This window comes from Vicinamibacterales bacterium (genome assembly GCA_041659285.1).
In the GTDB taxonomy this organism is placed as follows: Bacteria; Acidobacteriota; Vicinamibacteria; order Vicinamibacterales; family UBA2999; genus 12-FULL-67-14b.
The window spans coordinates 1-19,941 of sequence record JBAZYO010000007.1; the positions used below are offsets into that span (position 1 = coordinate 1).

Annotated in this window: 12 protein-coding genes and 1 tRNA gene; 7 read left to right on the plus strand and 6 right to left on the minus strand. The window is 65.7% G+C overall.

The window, feature by feature from the left end; genetic code table 11:
• Positions 1-261 precede the first annotated feature (261 nt).
• Complete coding sequence (locus WC815_12670; protein MFA5909626.1) at positions 262-912, minus strand: hypothetical protein; 651 nt, start codon at positions 910-912, stop codon at positions 262-264.
• 143 nt (positions 913-1,055) lie between these two features.
• Here WC815_12670 and WC815_12675 point away from each other — a divergent pair, with 143 nt between their 5' ends.
• The 3 genes from WC815_12675 to WC815_12685 all read left to right on the plus strand — a co-directional run bounded on the left by WC815_12675 (position 1,056) and on the right by WC815_12685 (position 6,818).
• Complete coding sequence (locus WC815_12675) at positions 1,056-3,200, plus strand: tetratricopeptide repeat protein (GenBank protein MFA5909627.1); 2,145 nt, start codon at positions 1,056-1,058, stop codon at positions 3,198-3,200.
• A gap of 171 nt (positions 3,201-3,371) precedes the next feature.
• A complete protein-coding gene (locus WC815_12680) occupies positions 3,372-6,353 on the plus strand; it encodes a TonB-dependent receptor (protein ID MFA5909628.1) in 2,982 nt (993 codons plus the stop codon).
• A gap of 174 nt (positions 6,354-6,527) precedes the next feature.
• The gene (locus WC815_12685; protein MFA5909629.1) at positions 6,528-6,818 is read left to right on the plus strand and encodes a hypothetical protein; all 291 of its coding nucleotides are present in this window, start codon (positions 6,528-6,530) and stop codon (positions 6,816-6,818) included.
• A gap of 5 nt (positions 6,819-6,823) precedes the next feature.
• On the opposite strand, the gene WC815_12690 is transcribed toward WC815_12685, so the two are convergent.
• The 3 genes from WC815_12690 to WC815_12700 form a co-directional block, all read right to left on the minus strand.
• A complete protein-coding gene (locus tag WC815_12690) occupies positions 6,824-8,329 on the minus strand; it encodes an amidohydrolase family protein (GenBank protein MFA5909630.1) in 1,506 nt (501 codons plus the stop codon).
• A gap of 109 nt (positions 8,330-8,438) precedes the next feature.
• Complete coding sequence (locus WC815_12695; protein ID MFA5909631.1) at positions 8,439-9,446, minus strand: hypothetical protein; 1,008 nt, start codon at positions 9,444-9,446, stop codon at positions 8,439-8,441.
• A 9-nt stretch (positions 9,447-9,455) separates the two neighbouring features.
• Entirely contained in the window at positions 9,456-10,853 is a 1,398-nt protein-coding gene (locus WC815_12700; GenBank protein ID MFA5909632.1) for a hypothetical protein, read from the minus strand.
• Positions 10,854-11,233: 380 nt separating this feature from the next.
• On the opposite strand from WC815_12700, the gene WC815_12705 reads away from it, so the two are divergent.
• The 3 genes from WC815_12705 to WC815_12715 are packed head-to-tail and all read left to right on the plus strand — an operon-like array spanning position 11,234 to position 14,435.
• Positions 11,234-12,073, plus strand: coding sequence for a TAXI family TRAP transporter solute-binding subunit (locus WC815_12705; GenBank protein ID MFA5909633.1), 840 nt, complete (start codon positions 11,234-11,236; stop codon positions 12,071-12,073).
• Between the two features lie 23 nt (positions 12,074-12,096).
• On the plus strand, positions 12,097-13,740 hold the full coding sequence (locus WC815_12710) for a HAMP domain-containing sensor histidine kinase (GenBank protein ID MFA5909634.1): 1,644 nt from the start codon (positions 12,097-12,099) through the stop codon (positions 13,738-13,740).
• On the plus strand, positions 13,737-14,435 hold the full coding sequence (locus WC815_12715; GenBank protein ID MFA5909635.1) for a response regulator transcription factor: 699 nt from the start codon (positions 13,737-13,739) through the stop codon (positions 14,433-14,435). Before WC815_12710 ends, WC815_12715 begins: the two co-directional genes overlap by 4 nt.
• Positions 14,436-14,510: 75 nt before the next feature.
• Here the strand turns inward: WC815_12715 and WC815_12720 are convergent, their stop codons facing one another.
• Positions 14,511-17,444 (minus strand): carboxypeptidase regulatory-like domain-containing protein, encoded by a 2,934-nt coding sequence (locus WC815_12720; protein MFA5909636.1) that lies wholly within the window; start codon positions 17,442-17,444, stop codon positions 14,511-14,513.
• A gap of 216 nt (positions 17,445-17,660) precedes the next feature.
• Here WC815_12720 and WC815_12725 point away from each other — a divergent pair, with 216 nt between their 5' ends.
• The gene (locus tag WC815_12725; protein MFA5909637.1) at positions 17,661-19,808 is read left to right on the plus strand and encodes a tetratricopeptide repeat protein; all 2,148 of its coding nucleotides are present in this window, start codon (positions 17,661-17,663) and stop codon (positions 19,806-19,808) included.
• A 35-nt stretch (positions 19,809-19,843) separates the two neighbouring features.
• Here WC815_12725 and WC815_12730 read toward each other — a convergent pair.
• Positions 19,844-19,920: transfer RNA gene (locus WC815_12730), tRNA-Arg, on the minus strand.
• Positions 19,921-19,941: the final 21 nt, after the last annotated feature.

Sequence of the window (19,941 nt, forward strand, 5' to 3'; positions counted from 1 at the left end):
CGCGCTGAACAAGATGAAGTCAGGGCAGAAGAACCGAACGTACTAACTAACCCCGAAGGGGCCATTCTCCAGTAACGATTGGTCCGAAGAAACCCGGCAGGTCAGGAGCTCGTCAAGAAGTTGCGCGAGCAGCAGGTCTGCGCCGAGAACAAGGCGTCGTGAACGCGATTTTCACGCTGCATCCACGCCGCAAAACACCGCGGGTTCGCGCATGCTCACCGGCACCTCACGCAGTACTGAGATAGACGCATACCTCTGCCCTTAAGCCTCCGGGGGCGTCGTGAACGCTTCGGGGCCCTCGATGGCATCGAACCCACCTACCATGAAGAAGGTTTTGTCCGGCTGGGACAGCGCGAGCTTCCAGTGATACTTGCCTTCGTGCTCGACGATTGCGAGCGCCTCAACCGCGAAACCATGCGGGCGCGAGAGTGCCACCATCTCTTCGCGCATGACCTTCGCTCGGCCTCTCGGCTCCGCCGGCCAGCCAACCGGCTGCCCCGCTATGTGCCAGAGCAGGAAGGCTCCGAACCCCTTCCAGTTCTGGTAGTACTCGAATACCGTCACGGGCAGCGCGTTCTCTCGGAAGAGCGCCATCAGTTGCGTGCGGAGTTGAGGGAATCCGATGACGCGGGAAATCAGGCTCGGCGTTTCCGGGCTCGTCGGCGCCATGTTCTCCGCGATGACCCTGGTGATGTCCCGTAAGACCTCGAAGCACACCAGAGAGCGGTCGAGCGCCGTATGGACAGTCCAGTCGGCGTAGAACGACACGACGCGGAAGCGCTCCGGCGCCTCCGACGCCTCGATCAGGTGCCGCGCCTGCACCATGACAAAGCACACATCCTCGCGTTTCATCGTCTCGCCGGCCGCTCCCAGCCTCTTGAGCCACTTCTCAAGCCGGTATCGCGCGTTCATGCGACCGATGATCGCAGGTTAGGGGGCTACCGACAACGGAGGCGCCGACGATGAACCTCTCGGCCAGCCATCGGCACGCCCCGCAGAGCGGGTCGCTCGTGCGTCTACAATGACGCGAAGCCGTTCAACCCGGCTTCGCTCATATGAACGACTCTGCTCACGCGGCAACGGCCTGGCGCTGGCGCCGGATCGCGGCGATCGTGACGGCGGCCTTCGTCGTCAAGCTGGTGGTGCTCCTGCAGCTGTGGAACCACCCGCTGCTGCAGCCCCACGGTGAACTCGACACCGCCTACTACGTCACCCTCAGCCGCCAGATCGCCTCCGCAGGTGTGTTGGCGCCCACCGGGGTGTTCGTCGTGTCGCCGCTGTATGTGTATTTCCTCGCGACCGTGTTTGCCGCCGGGGGATCGTTGCTGGCGGCGCTACTGGTCCAGATCGGCCTGGGGGCTGCGGCGGTCGGCTTGCTGTTCGCCACCGCGCGGCACTGGTTTGGCGAACGGGCCGCCCTCGCGGCCGCCGGACTGGCGATCCTGACGGGCTTCTTCACGTTCAGCGAAGTGCTGATCCTGCAGTCGGCATTGGATCCCTTTCTCGTATCGTGTGCGCTCTATGCCCTGACGCGTACGGCGGCCGGCGGAGGCACAGGGGCATTCGCCGCCGCTGGCGCCTCCCTCGGGTTGCTCGCTCTGAACCGACCCAATGCGCTGGTGTTCGCCGTGGCGGCGGCCGCCGCCGTGTTTGTGATCCAATGGCGTCAGAAGGCCGCGGTTCACGAAGGGCGCGGGACGCGGGTCAAACGCGCCACGGTGCTGCTGGTTGCCTTGCTCGTCGTACTCGCCGCCAACGCCGCGCGCAACTACGCCGTGTCAGGGCAGCCCCTGGTGATTGCGTCACACGGCGGGCTCAATCTCTACATCGGCAACCACGATCGCGCCGACGGCACCTACACGCCGGTGCCGGGCATCACGCCATCGATCGCAGGACAGGTCAGTGATTCGACCCGCGTTGCGGAGTCGAACACGGGTCGAACGCTTTCTCCCAGCGAGGTCTCCAACTACTTCGCCTGGCGGGCCATCGACTGGGTCACCGAACATCCCGCCGACGCGCTCCGCCTGTCGTTACGCAAGGTCGGGATTCTGCTCAACCGCGTCGACGTTCCACTCAACTACAGTTACGCCTTCTACGCGCGCGAGCCATCCTCGTTCCTTCGCGTGCTGGCGGCCGGGCCGTGGCTGATCCTGCCGTTCGGCCTGGTCGGGTTGTTCTGGCCGGCGCTGCGCGCCAGCCGCCGCGGGTACTGGGTCTGGGCGATGTTCGTCCCGGTGTACGGAGCCGCGGTGGTGCTCTTCTTCGTGTCGGACCGCTATCGGATGCCCCTGCTCGTGCCCCTGTGCGCGACGGCTGGCGCCGCGCTCGTCCGGTTCTTCGACCTGGCGCGCGCCCGCCAGATCGTTCCGCTCCTATTACCGACCGCGGCCATGGCGGTGACCGCGCTGGTGGTGTTCGCGAACCTCGGTCTCGACAATGGGATTGGCGGCGAGCAGACGCGCAAGGCCGTCTGGTTCGTCGAGCAAGGATCGTTCGACGAAGCCCGCCGATACGTCGAACAGATCTCGAACGAACACAGTCACCCTGGGGTGTTACGGTTCAGTGTCGGGCAGGCGCTGCTCGATGCCGGGCGCCACGGCGATGCGGCTGGCCTCCTGGCTGAGGCCATCACGATCGATGGCCCGCGGCCCGCCATCCAGCTCGCGTTGGGAGAAGCGCTGGCCGGTAGCGGCAGGGCGGCCGAGGCCGTGGGACACCTGGAAGCGGCCTACGACAGCGGCCACGACGTCACTGTCGCCGGGCCGCTGCTCGTGCGTGCGCTCATCCTGGCGGGCCGGCCAGACGACGCCGTCAGGCGGATCTCGATCATGCCGGCGTCGGTCGCTGGAGATTCCGCGGAGGTCGCGCTCGACTTCGGGACGCTGGCGCTCGAGCGCGGTGCCCTGGTTGAGGCGTTCCGATGGCTGCAGGTCGCGGTTGAGCGGGCACCCGATCGGGCCGAGGCGCACGAGAAGCTGGGCCTGGCGATCTTCCTGCAGGGTGACCCTCAATCGGCCCTGGCGCACCTCGAGCGCGCGATCCGCCTGGATCCGGCGCGGGCCAGTGCGCATCTCAATCTCGCCGCGCTGTACGCCGAACTCGGGAGGTTTGCCGAGGCCCGCGGCCGTGCGGCGGAAGCGTTTCGCCTCGACCCCGCCGAGCCGCGCGCGGCGGAACTGCTCAAGGCGCTCCCGAAGTAACTGCCCTGGCGGGTTTGGCGGTAAGATCCAGTCGCGCGGATTGCTTTTGAGACGGGAACCACCATGCGTCGGTCGGAGGAATTTTGTCCTGCATCGACAACGACCCCACAGGTCTCGTCGATGCCTACCCCACGGGAGGAATGCGCCATGACAAGGCTTACGCGATTCGGAATGCTCATAGTCGCCGCAATGATGGCGGGCGTGCTCGCAGCGGAGGCGCAGACCACGGGCGGCAGCCTGCGAGGCTACGTCAAGGACGACCAGGGCGGAGCGCTGCCGGGTGTCACGGTGACCGCCAAGAGCCCCGACATGATCCAACCGGCGTCCGGCATCACCGACGGCACCGGTTACTACCGCCTGATTAACCTGCCACCGGGCGAGTACGCGATCACCGCGGAACTGCCGGGGTTCTCGACGTTCGTGCGCGACGGGATCCTTCTGCGCGCGGCCGTGAATTTCCAGGTCGACATCACCCTGAAGCTCGGCGCGCTGTCCGAGACCATCACCGTCTCGGGCGACTCGCCCATGCTGGAGGTCAGCAAGCCGGGCAACATCCTGAACATCGACGGCGAGTTCCAGAAGGCGATGCCGCTGGCCGCCAGGCGCAACTGGACCGACTTCCTCGAGCAGACGCCCGGCGTCCACTCCCGGCCGTTTGACGATGGCAGCGGGCGGTCGGTCTACTTCGGACACGCCACCGAACACTTCGCCCATGTCGTGCAGCTCGAGGGCATGCAGGCGGGCAACTACAACGACTTCCAGCTCACCTACGTGCAGATGGGGTCGGACATGATTCAAGACACGCAGGTCAAGACGGGCGGGGCCGATGCCGGCACGCCGATGGGGACCGGGCTGGCGATCAACGTGATCACCAAGAGCGGTGGCAACACCTTCAAGGGCACCGCCGGCTACGCGTATCAGCCGCTCCGCTGGAGCGGCGACAACACCTCGCACAGGACGGAATTCGCCCTGACCGGGCCGCTCGCCACCTACTCGACCTGCCCGGACAAGAAGTGCGTGTCGACCGGCGGCACGCCGGTGCAGTCCGACATCGGCCAGTTCGATGGTTCGCTCGGCGGGCCGATCGTGAAGGACCGCGCCTGGTTCTTCGGCTCGTTCCGCAAGTCGGCCGTCGAGACCCAGATCAGCCGGAACTCGAAGAACGTGGACGACATCAAGAAGTTCTATCCCAACGCCACGTTGTTCCCCCAGCAGATCAAGGGCTACCAGCCCTACGTCAAGGTCACCACGCGCGTCGGCACCAGTCATGAGCTGTCGGGGTTCTTCCAGCGCGACCGCACCCACGGCCAGAGCAACTGGGCCTACTTCTTCGATCCCATCAACGTGTATTCGAATGGCGGCAACGTCTACAGCGGGAAGCTCACATCGACGTGGGGCCAGCGGCTGACCACCACGTTTTCGGCCGGCTACAACAACAAGAGCGGCAACGACAACGACACCTACACGGCGTTCGGGTTCGACGCCCAGGGACCGAACATCGCCGTCTATGACGGCACCCGGATCTCCAGCGGCCTGATCACGGGCAATGCGCTCATCCTCGAGGGCGGGAACAACCAGTCCCGGACCTTCGTGCCCGCATCGCTGTACCTGTTTCGCGGCGACATGACTTACTACAAAGAAGGCTGGCTCGGCTCCCATGAGTTCGGAACCGGGTTCTTCCTGGAACCGCAGAACATCTACGATCAGCGGACGGAGTACGTCAATGACGGGTTCATACGGGAGGCCCGGACGGTGGTGGACCCCGCCAATCCTTCGAGGGGAACCGTGCCGTTCCGGCGTGACTACCGGAGCCCCGTCAGCCTGCAGACCCGGCAGGCCCGCGACAGCAACTACGCGTTCTACGCGCAGGACAGCTGGAAACCAAACGAACGTCTGACGGCGAACCTCGGGATGCGGTTCGACTTCGTCAAGCGCGTGGACGAGGTGAAGGGCATCACGCGGCAGAAATCGTGGACCGTGCAACCGCGGGTAGGCGCGACCTACCTCCTGACCGAGGATGCCAAAAACGTCCTGCGGGCCGGATATGCCCGCCTGGGCGAACAGGTGATGGGCCGCGACGGCGTCACCATTTTTGGCGCGGACGACACGGCGTCCCTCCGTCAAGAGTACGATAACAACCTCGACGGTGTGTTCGAGACTATCGTGCTCTCGCCGGCATCGACGGCGGCCGTGGCCGCGCAGCAGATTGCGCCCGGTCTGCATCAGCCCTACCTCGACGAGTTCATCGTCGGATTCCGGCGCCAGTTCGGCTGGCAGATTGGTCTGGATGTCGGCTACATCAACCGCGCCTACAAAGATATGTGGGCCAATATCGACATCAACGGCATCTATCCCAGCGCACCTGGCCTGCCGTTCCTCGGTTTCGGCAAGGTCGATCCCAACCAGGGACAAATCCAGCAGCAGACGAACAACACCTGGAGCCAGCTCAAGTACCAGGCCCTTGAAGTGACCCTGACGAAGAACATGTCGCACGGGTTCCAGCTCATTGCCGGCTTCAACCGCCAGTGGCACAAGATGGACGGCACGTGGAACCCGACCGACCCGGCCGCCTTCGTGCAGCCGGACCACTTCGCCAACAACGCCAACCTCTACATGCCGCGCGGCAACAACGACGGCAACTCGCTGCCGGACACGGGCAACGCCCTGAGCTACGGCCCGACGTGGATGAAGTACCGCGCGAACTTCGGCGGCGTGTGGCAGGCGCCCTGGGGCATCAACGTAGCCGGCAACGTCACGGTGCAGGCGGGCCCGTGGTCGGGATCGCCGTTGTATCAGCTGTCAGCGACCGATCCCGACGTCGTCAAGTACGGGCCGGCGACGTTCACGCTCGCCAACGGATCCCCGGCGGCCAACCCGCTGCGGACGCGCAACCGCTATGTGTTCAGCGACCGCGGTGAAGGCCAGGTCCAGGCGCCGACCATCACGACCGCCGGCTTGAAGCTCGGCAAGGTCCTGAAGTACCAGCGCTACCAGGTCGAGATCGCGGCGAACATCTACAACCTGTTCAACGGTGGCAACTACACCCAGTACAACTACAACAGCGCTTACCAGAGCTGGAGCTCGAACTTCCTGCTGATGGCCAACCAGCAGCCGGCGCGCGCGTTCCAGTTGACGGTGGTCGGCCGGTTCTAGGTCGCACCGGACAGGTCGACACGTGAAGTCGCGGCCGGGGTCTCGTGGCCCCGGCCGCTTTTCGTTGTACGGGAAGGACATCCTGCCGGCCCGTGGTGTCGTGTTGACACTTCGCCGGATCGTGCTTTACGATGCAAAGTTCTTTTCGCAACCCGTCATCACAGGGGGATCCTGATGCTCGCCACCATGCTCCGGCGGCCGAGTGCCGTCGTTCCCGTCGCCATGTCGGTCGCCGCGCTCGCCCTCGTGGTGGGCTATCTCGCCCTGCACGGCACGGCCCGCCAGGAGGACGAGGGCGCCGCCGCCCACTTGTGGCAACTCCTCATGGCCGGCCAGGTGCCGGTTGTGGCGTACTTCGCCATGCGATGGCTCCCCGCCGAGCCCAAGGCGGCGCTGATGGTTCTGGCCCTCCAGGTGGGTACGGCGCTCGCCTCGGCGTTCCCAATCTGGTGGTTCGGGTGGTAGTCAGATCAGCGCGGGCGCGGCAGGCGCGGCACGTTGAGAGGACCGGCCTCCAGCACCTGGCCCCAGATCCGGCGCCCCACCGCGTCGGCTTCCCGGATGACGCGGTCTTCATCCATGGTCAGGACCTTGCCTTTGCGCATGACGAACTGACCGTCGACCATGACCGACTCGATGTCGGCCGGGTGACCACTGTGAATCCAGGCCGAGACGATGCGGCCCGCCGGCACGAGGTAGGGCCGCAGGGTGTTCACGACCAGGATGTCCGCCTTCTTGCCCACTTCGAGCGAGCCGAGACCTTTCTCCTGGTTCACGGCGCGCGCGCCGCCTTCGGTGGCGTCGGCGAGGATGTCTTCGGGCTGCGGCAGCAGGCCGGGCCGCTCGTCCTCGCGCCGGACTCGTTCGGTCAGCAGTGCGATGCGCATCACTTCGAAGACGTCGGTGGTGTTGTTGTCGGTGCCAAGCGCGATCGGGCAGCCCGCCGCGCGCAGCGCGGGGATGGGCGGAATGACCCCTCGGTTCGCGGCCATGCCGGCCTGGTGGGAAATGATGGTGCGGGAACGGCCGAGCAAGGCGATCTCGGCCGCATCGACATACCGGGCGTGCGCCGCGAACAGCCGGGGACCGAGGAAGCCGTGCCTGTCGAGATACGCCGCCGGCCGCAGCCCATGGAACTTCTGCATGAACTCAAACTCGGGCGTGCTCTGGTTCAAGTGGATCGTGTAGCCGAGATCGTGTTTCCCGGCGAACGCGCGGATCGCCTGCAGCAGCTCGGGCGATGAGGTCTCGACCAGCGCGGCGGCCGGGAACACGCTGATGCGCCCCTGGTTCTTGCCGTGCCAGGCGGAGTACAGGTCGTTGATGCGCTGCATGCCCTCGTCTCGGAGCCTGGCCGAGAACGTGGGGGCGACACTCTTGGCCAACCCCTCCGGGGACATCGGGCCCGCCACGTTCTCGCTATCGCGGACGGATTCCGCGAACACGCAGCGCAACCCTGACCGCGCCAGCGCCGCGGCGCTGCGGCTGATGTTCGCGACGTTTTCCACGATGGTCGTCGTGCCGGTCCTGATCGCTTCCAACGCGGCGACGGTGACCATCAGCGTGGCCTCTTCCCCTTGGAGGAGGCTGGCGGGCTGGATGGCCAGGCGCGCCGAGTTGGGGAAGCCGAAGTCTTCGTTGAAGCCACGCTGGAGCACGGCCCCCATGTGGGCGTGACAGTTGATCAGTCCCGGGAAGAGCGCCTTACCCCGTCCGTCGTAGACCTCGGCCCGCGGATAGGTCTTGAGGATCTGATCGGTCGGACCAATCGCCACGATCGTGTCGCCCTGCACGGCGAGCGCCACGTCGTGCTGGACGGCATCCGCGTTCGCCACGGTGGTGTGCGAAAAGACGACCGTGGCACTCGGCGGTGCTTGCGCCTGAAGGCCGCCTTGCTCGAGGAGGAGCGCGGCCGCACCGGCTCCCGCGCCGGCGAGCAGTTCACGACGACTGATGTTGTTGGTGGAGCCCGGCATGAGTGACCTCGCCGGGATAGTAACCGTTCTTGCTTCGGCGCGCTCGGTTGGCTTGCCAGCCGGGGATCGAACCTGGGATCCCCGGCTCAGCACGCGCGTTACCAGGCCGTCAGGGCTTCACAATCACGGTGATGTCGTCCGACCCGAACAGCGCGCCATCGTCGGCCAGGCTACGGAGCACGTAGGTTCCAGGCTCTGAGAACGTCACTTGAACGGTGACCTTGCCATCGGCCGGCATCACTGGCGCGGTCCACAGGGGCGCCCAGGGCGAGTTGGCGCCTGACCTCGTATCCTCCCACGCGACGACCTGGTCGGGCGTGAAGGTAACTTTCCCAGCGCCGCGGTAGACGAACCAGGACAGGTGCAGCCCGACGTTCTTGCCCACCGTCACTCGTGTCGGCGGCGTCATGGCCCGGTTGGGTCGGATCGGATTCGCCGAATTGGGAGCGGTTCCCTCGGTGTCTCGGCGCGACCCCTCATTGGCAACCGCCGCACCGGATAGGCCCGACATGCGCCGCTTCGGAATGCCGTCATCAACGACCTGGGCCACCAGCGTCAACGGCTGGCCGACGCCCACGCTGCGGCTCGTCTCGGTGATCGTCACCGACGGCGGCTTGTTCGCGCGAACCTCCGGGCTGCTCGACCCGGCGCCAAGCGCGCCTGTTTCAGACGCCTTGACCAGGTCGTTGAGCTCATAGTCGGTCAGCAGCGTCGCGTACGCCTTCTCGGTCTTACCATGGGTCGTCAGCGTCCAGACCAGTTCGTCCTTCGCGGTGAAATTGCTGGGGACGCGGATCTTGAAGACAAATCGGTTGCGGCGGGGCAGGAAGTGTGTCGGCTGTCCCATGTCAGCCCCGTTACTGAAGCTGTTGTCAGGACCAACCGGGACGTCGATCTCCTCTTCCCAGTTCCGGTTCATGTACCCGAACACGAAGTCGCGCGTTCCGTCCGGGTTCAGCACCCATCCCTCATACGCGGGCGAGATGTTTTGCCCGCTGGCGTAGGAGAGGGACTGCGCGCTGGCGGTCGGGAGGGCCCACAGGAGCACTGCCGCGACGAGCAGGATGGCCAGAACTCGATGCGCCGAGAGACAGACAGAATGGATTCTCATCATCATGCCCCCCGGCTACTGCTGTTGCCGCGGCGTTGCCGTGGCAGCAGTCGGCAGTGGCTGGACGTTACACAGCGGACAGCCGAGCACAACGGTGTTTCCCGACAGCTTGAGTTTCTCCCGCCGTTTCGCCATCTCGTCCTTGAACTGCTCATCGCTCAGGCTCACGCGGGCGCCCAGATCGATGAACATGTTGGACACCGAGCGGTTGCCCGACCCCTGCCAGTTCCGCGGGTCGGGGACATTCTTGTTGGCCGGCGTGTTGTCCATGTAGCCGATGATGTGCATGACCGTGCCCTTCGGGAGCAGCGGCGCCGCGTCGTCGTCGAAGACGTATCCACGCACCCAACTGTGATCGTATCCGACGCAGCTGAGGGTCTGGATGTTGTAACCCCAGATGGCCTCCAGGCACATGCGCGCGCCGGGCGCGTGCAGGTGGGGCTCAAACGAGATGACCTTGGTGTGCTCCGTCAGCACCGCGTACGCGTGCAACTCCTGATTGGCTTCCATCGGCTTGACGTCGATGTCCACACCATTGCCCAAGCCAATGCTCGATCGTTTGAACGCGGGCTTGAAGCCCTTCGGCGCGAACTTGAAGCCAATCTCCAAGTGCGCTGTGGTGTCCTGGCCGTTCGAGTGGGTATGCACCGAGTCAGACACGATGCTGGAACCGGCCTCGAGGAGCCTCGCCGAATTCAGATCGAAGTAGTCCGCGTTGCGGCCAACTTCGTGCACCGGCCATGACGTGCCGGAGCCATCGAGGGCCGCGGAAAACGCGTCAACCTCTGGGCCCTTGCCCATGACCCGTGTGCTCCAGATCATGTGGTGCCACACGTAGCGCCCGCCAACCGTGGCACGACCGGTGCCGACCCGAGGGACGTCGTTGACCTCTTTGACCTCCATGGCGACGACGTAGCGGTCTTCGGTCAAGCCGGTCGGGGCCCGGGGAATCTCGCCCCACCAGTCGGGCGTGTTGGCCTTCACGACGATGTCAGCCGTCTTCACAATCAAATCGGGGGTGCCGATGTTCCAGGCGCGCGAATCGGCGTAGACCCTGGCGGGCGGCATATCGGCGGGATTGCCTTTCGCGGCCCCGGTATCCGCCCATTTGGCGATGGTCGCAACCTCCAGTTCGGTCAGCGACGGGTCGTCCTTGTAGTGCTGGATCCCGATGTTCTTTTCAGCGTACCAGGGCGGCATCACGCCGGCCTTCGGTCCAATCCCTGTCCGCTGCTTGATGGAGCGCGCCCAGGGGCGCGTTTCCTCGTAGGTCACCAGCGACATCGGCGCGACGCCGTCGGGCCGATGGCAGTTCTCGCAACTTCGCTGGAGGATCGGGGCGATGTCCTTCGTGAAGGTCACCTCACCCGGGACGACGGGCGGCGCGGCCTTCAACGCGGACGGGGCTACCATGCCGGCCGCCGCAACGATCGCCAAAGCGAACCCGCCCGTGAGTGTCCAACCGACCTGTCTTCGAGCATCCATCACATGTCACTCCTTCGCGAACCGGAGAATCAAGAATCCTAGGTTTGTAACACCTTTGTTTCCTACCCGTTGTCGCAACTTGTCGCAAGTGGACGGCCGGGCTGGCGGCCCATCCTTGATCCCAAGGCCACGTTCTGTAAAGCTCTGCGCACCGGCCCGGGTGTCGGTCCCCCATGACGCGGCGTACCAGACAGCTTCGGCACTACCTATGGGAGGCCCCAGGCGGCCTCCTGGTCGCCGCGCTGCTCGTCGGTACGGCCGGCATCGCCTGTCGCGCTCCGTCTCCCCCCGTCCGGACACGGCCGATTGTGCGAATCGCCAGGGCCTTCCCCCCCCTGAGCGACCGGTTGGCCGAGGAATATCGCCGGACGCTGCCAGGCCTCGACATCCGGCTCGAGGACGTCGGCGACGCGCTCGAGGCCATCCAGAACAACACGGCGGACCTGGGAATCACGACGGCGGACCACGCCTACGCCGACTACTGGAATATCGAGCGCGTGCCCGAATCCGAGAAGCTGGTCCGGGGGCTCTCGCTCCTGCAGCCGCTGTCGGCCTACGTGCTGGTTCGGCCGGGGTCCCGCATCCGCCGGGTGGAAGACCTCGCCGGACGTGTTGTAGTGGTTGGTCCAAAGAACACGACCAGCTGGACGCTCGGCAACCTTGTGCTCGAGGCCGTTGGCGCCCGGCCACGGCTGATCCGCAGCGTGAACACGCGGGCGGAGGGCGCTAAGGCCCTCAAAGATGGGAGCGCAGACGCCATTATTCTTCCCGGCTACACCTATCCCGATGAAGCCACGCAGGCTACGATTCGCGAGGGCGCGTATCTGATTCCGATTGAAGGCCCTGGCGTCGACGGCCTCCGGCGCCGTTTCCCGTTCATTCGGGCCACCGCGATACCGCGCAACATCTATCCGGGACAAGACCGGGTGATCCCCACGGTCGGACTCGACATGGTGGTGGTATGCCGCCGCGATCTCGACGAGTCGGTCGTGCACGACCTCACGCAACAGCTCTTCGATTCGTTCCCCAGGCTGTCTGGTGTGGAGGCCTCGCTGCGGTTCCTCGATCTCGATCGGGCACCGGCCACGCCCCTGCCGATCCATCCAGGCGCCGCTCGGTACTTCCGAGAGCGCGAGCTGTCACGTTGATGTCCCTGCTGGCGAGGCTCCGAGTGACTCCCTGGCTGGCCCTGGGTGCTTATCTCTCAGCGGCCGCGCTGGTCTGGCTCGGCTATCGCGCGATTGTCGAGTGGGAACATGCCGCGGCGATGCTGGCCTGGAAGCGGGCCGAGGCAGCGGCCAATCTGCTCGTCGCGGCGCTGGCGCGCGACATGCGTGGCGCGCAGCTGCTCGTGCTGTCTGCGGCCGACAGCCGGGACGCCCCCGAGGGCGCGGGCGCCGACCTCTTCGACCCCGTCGAACACGCGCTCGCGAGGTACCCCTATCCGGAAGTGTTCTTCTCGTGGCACGGCTCCGCGGCTCCAGACGCGGTCACCTTCTACAGCCGGGCGGAACGGCGGCCGCCGTGGCTCTCGCGCCTCGACCAGGCGGAGACGGTTCCGATCGTCGTCGGCCGCGAACCGGGCATCGGAGCGCGCCTCGTCAATCGCGTGATGCACGACGGGACACAGGGCCGGCGGTTCTCGGTGTTCAACCTGGCGGTGGCCGGCGCGACCTACCAGGTCGTGGCGGCCCTCTCTCATACGGATGCGCGACAGGAACGGCCGGCGACGGTCCTGGGGTTCATGGTCAACCTGGACTGGGTGCGCGGACGCTACCTCAGCGATCTGACGACGCAGGTGGCCCGCATCGAAAGCCGCGACGGCGACCTCGACTTTGCCCTTCTCGACGAGCGGGGCACGCCGGTCGTCGGTGGCCCGACGCCTCAGCCGCGCACTGTCGCCGAGCAGCGTAGTTTTCCGATGGCCTTCTTCGATCCGCTCACTGTGGCCATCGACCCCCCGGCGGATCTCGAGATTCCGTCGTGGTCGGTGGTGGTGGGCGCCGATCGGGACGTCACGCTCGCGGCCGCCGGCCGGGGGGCGCGGCGCACCCTCGACGTAGCGGCCGCGATGGCGCTGGCCCTGACGGCCGGGCTCTTCCTCAGCCTGCGGGCCGCCCGCGCCAGTGCGAAGCTCGCGGAAATGCGCGCCGACTTCGTCTCCGCTGTCACGCACGAGCTGAAGACCCCGATCGCGAACATGCGGGCGATCAACGAGACACTGGGCTCGGGCCGTACCACCGCCGAGATGACGCGCGAATACGCGCAGATGGGCCTGCGCGAGGCCAACCGGCTGACGCGGCTGATCGACAACCTCCTCGCCTATGCGAGAGTCACAGACGTCGCCGACCTGTATTCGTTCGAGCGGGTCGCTCTCGAAACCATCGTCGATCGCAGCCTGCAGGAGTTCACGCCGACGCTGACGGCCGAACGCTTCGAGGTGCACGTCGACCTGCCAGAAGAGTTGCCCGCGGTACGCGCTGATCCCACGGCGTTGAACCTGATGCTGAATAACCTGTTGGACAACGCAATCCGTTACTCTCGCGAACGGCGGCACGTCACCATCGCCGCGCGGCGAAGGGGTGAGACCGTCGTCCTCTCGGTCACCGACCAGGGGGTCGGCATCCCCGCGAGCGAGATCGGCAGCGTGACGCGAAAGTTCTTCCGAGGCCGACAGGCGGTGACGGGAGGCAGCGGATTGGGCCTGGCCATCGTCGACCGCATCGTGACCGACCACGCGGGGGCGCTGGACATCTCCAGCGTCGCCGGGTCCGGGACCACTGTCTCCGTCACCCTGCCCATCCTGGCGCCATGAAGAAGAAGATGCGCGTCCTCGTCGTCGAAGACGACCCCGTGCTGTCGCGGGTCCTCTGTGACAATCTGGCCTTCGAGGGCTTTGAGACGCGCCCGGTCGCCGACGGGGCGCTCGCCCTGCAGGCCGCACGGGAGTTTTCTCCAGACCTCGTCCTGCTGGACATCAATCTGCCCGGCACGAGCGGCCTGGACTTGTGCAAGACCTGGCGCCGCGGGTCACGCACGCCGATCATCCTGCTGACTGCCAAGGGTCAGAAGAGCGACAAAGTCGAAGGCCTGAAACTCGGCGCCGACGACTACGTGACCAAGCCGTTTGACCTCGAGGAGCTCCTGGCCCGCATCCACGCCGTCTTGCGCCGGGCGAGGCCCGAGGTGTCACGGCTCGTCCTGGGCACCGTCACGATCGACTTCGCCAGGCTCTCCGCCTGGAACGGGACCAACGAGATCGAGATGACACACCGGGACTTCGAACTCCTGCATTACCTGGCGGAGCGGCCTAACAGCATCGTGCGCCGTGACGAGCTGCTGCGCGCGGTCTGGGGCTATCCCGAAACGGCGCACACGCGCGCGGTCGACCACGCCATCGCCCGCCTGCGCAAGAAGATCGAGGCCGAGCCGCACAAGCCGCGATTCATCCACACCGTCCACGGCGACGGCTACTTCCTCGCCCCGGACGGCAGCGACACGCCCGCCTGAAACACGACGGGCCAGCCCCCTTAGCGAGGGCTGGCCCGGAAATCCGCCTGGCGGCGGACACCACAGTGGGTCCGCTTAGAAGTCGAGCTGCGCGCCGACCTTGAGGAAGCGGCCCACGAGAATCTGGGTCGGCCGCTGCCAGTTGGGGCCGTAGGTGCTGTTCAGCGTGACGACGGGACTGGCATTGAGGGCGTTATAGACATCCGCCATGAGCCGGATCCGCCTGGATCCCGTCCGCAGCAGCTTGGACAGGCGCAGGTCCACCTGGTTGATCCGATCGCCGAACATTGTGCCCGGCTCAACGAGTGCCACGTTGTACGTCGTCGATCCCGCCAGATTACGGCCCAGTGACGGCGCAATCGCGGCATTGGTCGCGGCCCAGTTCGCCTGGATTTCCCGTCCGGGAATGCTCTGGAAGGCCACGCTTGCCTGGATGTCCCACGGGAACGTATGCCCGGCGATCAGCTTGTACTGCGTCTGGAACGGGGTCGTCCACTCGCAATACTGAGTGGGCGTGGTCACGCTCCCGTTCACGAACTGCCCGGGATTGTCGATCGCGCTGCAGTTCTTGTACTCCGAGCGGCCGGTGCTCAATCCGCCCTGCAGGAACGACCGGCTGCCAAGCCGCGCGTTCACGTTCACGTCGACCCCCTGCCAGACTTCGCGGCGCTGCTTGGACGCGTCGTTGAAGGTGACCAGGTTCTTTACCTGGCCGGCCTTGCTCGGAACGACGTCGTAAAGACCGCAGATCCGCTGTCCGCTCATCGGCAGCCTGGAGTCGGTAGGCACCGTGACGCAAAACTGTTGGAAGTCGTCCGGCGTAACCAACAGATTGTCCGACGTCGTGAAGTGGCCCTGGCTCCGCCGGAAGTAGCTCACTTCGGTGCCCACGCGCGGCAACAGCTCGTGCTGCACGCCGGCCGAGATCTCCCAGTTGTTGCGACGGACGCCCCATCCCTCCCTGACCGCGTCGTCGTACGACGTGGTGGCGACGGCCGAGCCGACGGGGCCTGGGCTCTGCGCCCCGCTCAACTCACTCAACTGCGGAATGAAGTCGCCGTTGGCATCGGTCCAACTCTGCGTCGACGAGTTGATGCTCGTCGTGATTGGATTATTGAGAGCCGCAAAGCTGGTCGCCGACTGCGCGACATACCGGTTCACGGTCGCCTTCACCGCCGTCTTGCCCGTACCGAACAGGTCGTAGACCAATCCCAGCCGTGGCGAGATGTCCTTCCAGTTCGGCACGTTCTTCACGGCCGCCCACGAACGGGCGGGCACCCAGGTGCCGGCCGGCGTCTCCTGCGCCGGCACCGACTGGTTCATGTAATCGAAGCGCACACCGATATTCGCCGTCAGCCGTTGCATCGTCCAGGTGTCCTGCAGGAACACGCCGAGGTCGGCTTCGAGATTCTCTTTTTCGGCGTACGGCGTCGAGTACCGGCGGATGCCAATCGGCCGGCCATTGTTGAAGATCAGCTGGGTGTCGCTGGCCGTCATCCAGTTCCGGACGATGCGCTCGCCCTCCACGAGGGTCATGCCGAATTTCATCTGGTGCGAGCCGGTCACGTAGTTGAAGGCCGCCCGCCAGTTCCGCGTCGCGGAAAAGTTGTAGTTGAACGGCGCGCCGTAGGCCCGGTAGGTGATCCCGAGAGCGGCGTCCTGGACGCCGTAGCCCTCCGACGTCAGCCGGCCCGTCGCCGAGTCGACCGGCACACCGTCGTCCTGCGGCAGGCGGGTCCACGTCGTGCTCAGGTTCGAGAATCCAGCCGTGAACAGCAGGCGCGAGCTGATCGTCGAGGTGTAGGACATCGTGCCGTACCAGTTCAACGGCAGGTTCTGGACCGGCGTCGCCTCGCCGGGACGTGTCGAGCTCACCGTCCAGTGGCACGTGCAACGCGGCTGGTAGTCGTAAAAGAACGCGAGCTTGTTCTTCGGGCTCACCTGCCACGTGAGCCGCAGGTTGTGGCTGCGCAGGCGCTGGTCGTCGTAGGCCTGGCGGGACGTGTCCGGCTCGTACTTGTAGTCGGCCGGATTGAGCTCGTAGTACGCATCTGCCCGAAGGTTCTGGTAGCCCCACACCCGCTGGGCGCTGAAGAACCACAACTTGTCTTTCTTGATCGGGCCGCCGAGGGAGATGCTGAAATCGTAGATCTTGTTGACGCGGTCCGGCGACTTCACGCCGGTCGCTCTCAACTCGTCGGTGAAGTTGCTGTTGGTCATCGACTTGTTCGCGAAGTTACCGAACAGCGAGCCAGCGAATCTGTTCCCACCCTCTTTCGGGATGATGTTGACCCGCACGCCGCCGCCGGTCGACTCCGCCGAACTGGCGCCCACTTCGACGGTCACCTCCTGCGTCGAGGCGTCGTTGGACGACACGCCAGTGGACGAGGTGTCGCCGAGCAGCAGCCCCAGCCGCATGCCGTCCATCTCGATGACCTTGTCACCTTGGGCTCCGCCGTGAGCGGCCATGGCATTCTGCTGTTCCCCGGCCGACCCGCCGACGTCGGCGGTCGAGCTGGTCACGCCAACCGTGAGCATGCCGAGCTGCGACCAGCTCTTGCCGGTCGGAATTGCATCGATCACTTCCTTCGAAATGAGGTTTTGCTTGACGACGCTCTGGACGTCGACGACGGGTGTGGCGCCAGACACCGTGACCGTCTCTTCGAGGGTCCCGACCTTGAGCTGCGCGTTGACATTCGCCGAGAACCCCGCGCCAAGCTCGATACCTTCTCGCCTGACCACGGAGAACCCCGGTAACTCAAATGAGACCGTGAAGGTCCCGGGGCGCAATTCGACGATGGCGTACCGACCGTTGCTGTCGGTGATGACCGTACGCGAGCCCTCGATGAGCGCCGGACTCGTCGCCTGAACCGTCACGCCGGGAAGTACACCGCCGGAGGCGTCAGTCACCACGCCTGCAATACTGCTGCTCTGGGCCATGGCCGGCGCCGGAAGCAGGCAGAAGCAGACAACCACGATCCCAGCCAGACAAGCAAAAAACCTTCTCATTAATCTGTCCTCCCCAACCACGCCACAATGGAGCTAGTGGCAATGGCGCACTTTCAAAACAGCAACCTTGTAGGTAGTCGCGCGTTTTGTAACACCTTTGACGAATAGCAATTGTCGCAATATGTCGCGGGCACGGGGTAATGGGCGGGTGCGGCGCCGTGAAGTATCATTCGCGCAGGACCCAGGGTGAGGAGCGGCACGAGGGGCGGTGGAGGCGTGAGCGTGCGCGGGCTGGCGCGGGCCGCGATGCTACTGGCCGGTCTACTCGTTGCCGATGTTGCGGCCGCCCAGCAAGGTCCGGTCACCTTCACTCGCGACGTGGCGCCCGTACTCTTCAAGTCGTGCGCGCCGTGCCATCGCCCCGACGGCCCAGGGCCCTTTAGTTTTCTCACCTACGACGAGGCGCGCCGGCACGGCACCCAGATCGCCACCGTCACCAAGAGCCGCTACATGCCGCCGTGGAAGCCTGACCCCGGCGCCGGCGAGTTCGTTGGTGAACGCCGCCTCACCGGCGCGGAGATCGCGCTCATCGAACGGTGGGTCCGGACCGGCATGCCCGAGGGCGACGCGAAAGATCTCCCGGCCCCTCCCCGCTGGTCCCCGGGCTGGCAGCTTGGTGAGCCGGATCTGATTGTCTCGTTGCCCGAGTACACCCTGCGACCGGACGGCCTCGATGTCTTCCGCATGTTTGTCGTTCCTGTTCCAGTCCAGGCGGTGCGATATGTGCGTGGCCTGGAGTTTCGCGCGTCCTCACGGGCCGTTCACCACGCCAACATCCGCATCGACTATTCGAGTGCGTCTCGACGTTTGGACGAAGCGGATCCGGAACCGGGGTACAACGGCCTGATTCTCAATTCGGCCGAGTATCCCGATGGCCACTTCCTCGGATGGACGCCGGGCCAGGCGTCCCCGCTGGCCCCTAAGGGACTCGCGTGGCAGCTGTCACCTGGCGGCGACTTCGTCGTGCAGTTGCACTTGCGCCCCACCGGCGCCGCCGAGCGGATCCAGCCGTCCATCGGACTGTATTTCTCCGACGACCCGCCGACCAGGCTTCCGGCGATGCTTCGGCTGGGCCGGCAGAATATCGACATCCCCGCGGGAGAGGCCGGCTACCAGTCAGTGGATTCGTTCACGCTGCCGGTTGACGTCCAGGTCCAGGCGTTCCAGCCTCACGCGCACTATCGCGCGACGCAGGTTCGAGCCCGGGCCGAGCTGACCGACGAAACCACGCGGAACCTCATTCAGATCTCCCGCTGGGACTTCGGCTGGCAGGATGTGTACCGCGTCTCGGATCCCTATTGGTTGCCCGCCGGCACCAAGATCGTCACCGAGTTCAGGTTCGACAATTCCGCGCGCAACATACGCAATCCCGAGTCGCCGCCGAGACGTGCGCTCTGGGGCTTCAAGTCTTCCGACGAGATGGCCGATGTCTGGATCCAGGTCTTGACGCGGACCGACGCCGACCGAGAGCGGCTGGTCTCGACCTTTCGAGCGAAGGCAACGGCGGAAGATACGGTCGGGTACGAGCTGCAACTTCGCCAGGACTCCGCCAACCATGCCCTCCACGACGATGTCGCGATCCTGTATCGGGAGTTGGGGCGCCCGGCCGATGCGTTGCGCCATTTCCTGGCGACGGCTGCGATCCTTCCCGGGTCCGCGCGAGCGCACTACAACGTGGGAACCGCGCTCGAGGCCATGGGGCAACCGGCCGCCGCCGCGTACGAGCGCGCGATCAGCCTCGACTCGCGCTACGCCGCGCCACGGGTGAATCTCGCCAACATCCAGCTCGGGCAAGGACACGTCAACGAGGCCGTCGCCCAGTATCGCGAGGCCATTTCCCTCGACAAGGACAACGCCGAGGCGCGCAACAACCTCAGTCATGTCCTCGTGCTGCAAGGTGCGCTGGTCGAAGCCGTCGATCTCCTCAACCAGGCCCTGACGCTCCGGCCGTCGTACGCCGAGGCGCATTTCAACCTGGCGGAGGCGCTCACTCGCCAGGGCCGCCTGGACCTGGCGACCCGGCATTATCGGGAGGCGCTCGACCTCAAGCCAGACTGGCCGCCTGCGCTGATTGGGCTGTCCTGGATTCTAAGCAGCGGTCTCGATTCCGCGATGCGGCAGCCGGTCGAGGCGGTGCGGCTGGCCACCCTGGCCATCAACGTCACGCGCAGTACGGACCCGGCGGCCCTCGACGCGTTGGCGGCCGCACAGGCAAGCGCCGGCCAATTCGAAAAAGCCATAGCGACGGCGACAACGGCAGCCGACCGTGCGCGGCGCGCGGGAGCGCTGGATCTCGCGGGTGACATCGAGCAGCGGATCGCGCTGTATCGCCAGCGCCGTGGCTACATCATGGGTGCTCGCTGAAGCGGCGCGCGGCGCCCAAGGGGATCGCTGGGATTTGGCGCGCCCGGCTGGACTCGAACCAGCTACCCCCGACTTAGAAGGTCGGTGCTCTATCCAGATGAGCTACGGGCGCGTCGCCGTCAATGGTAACAGG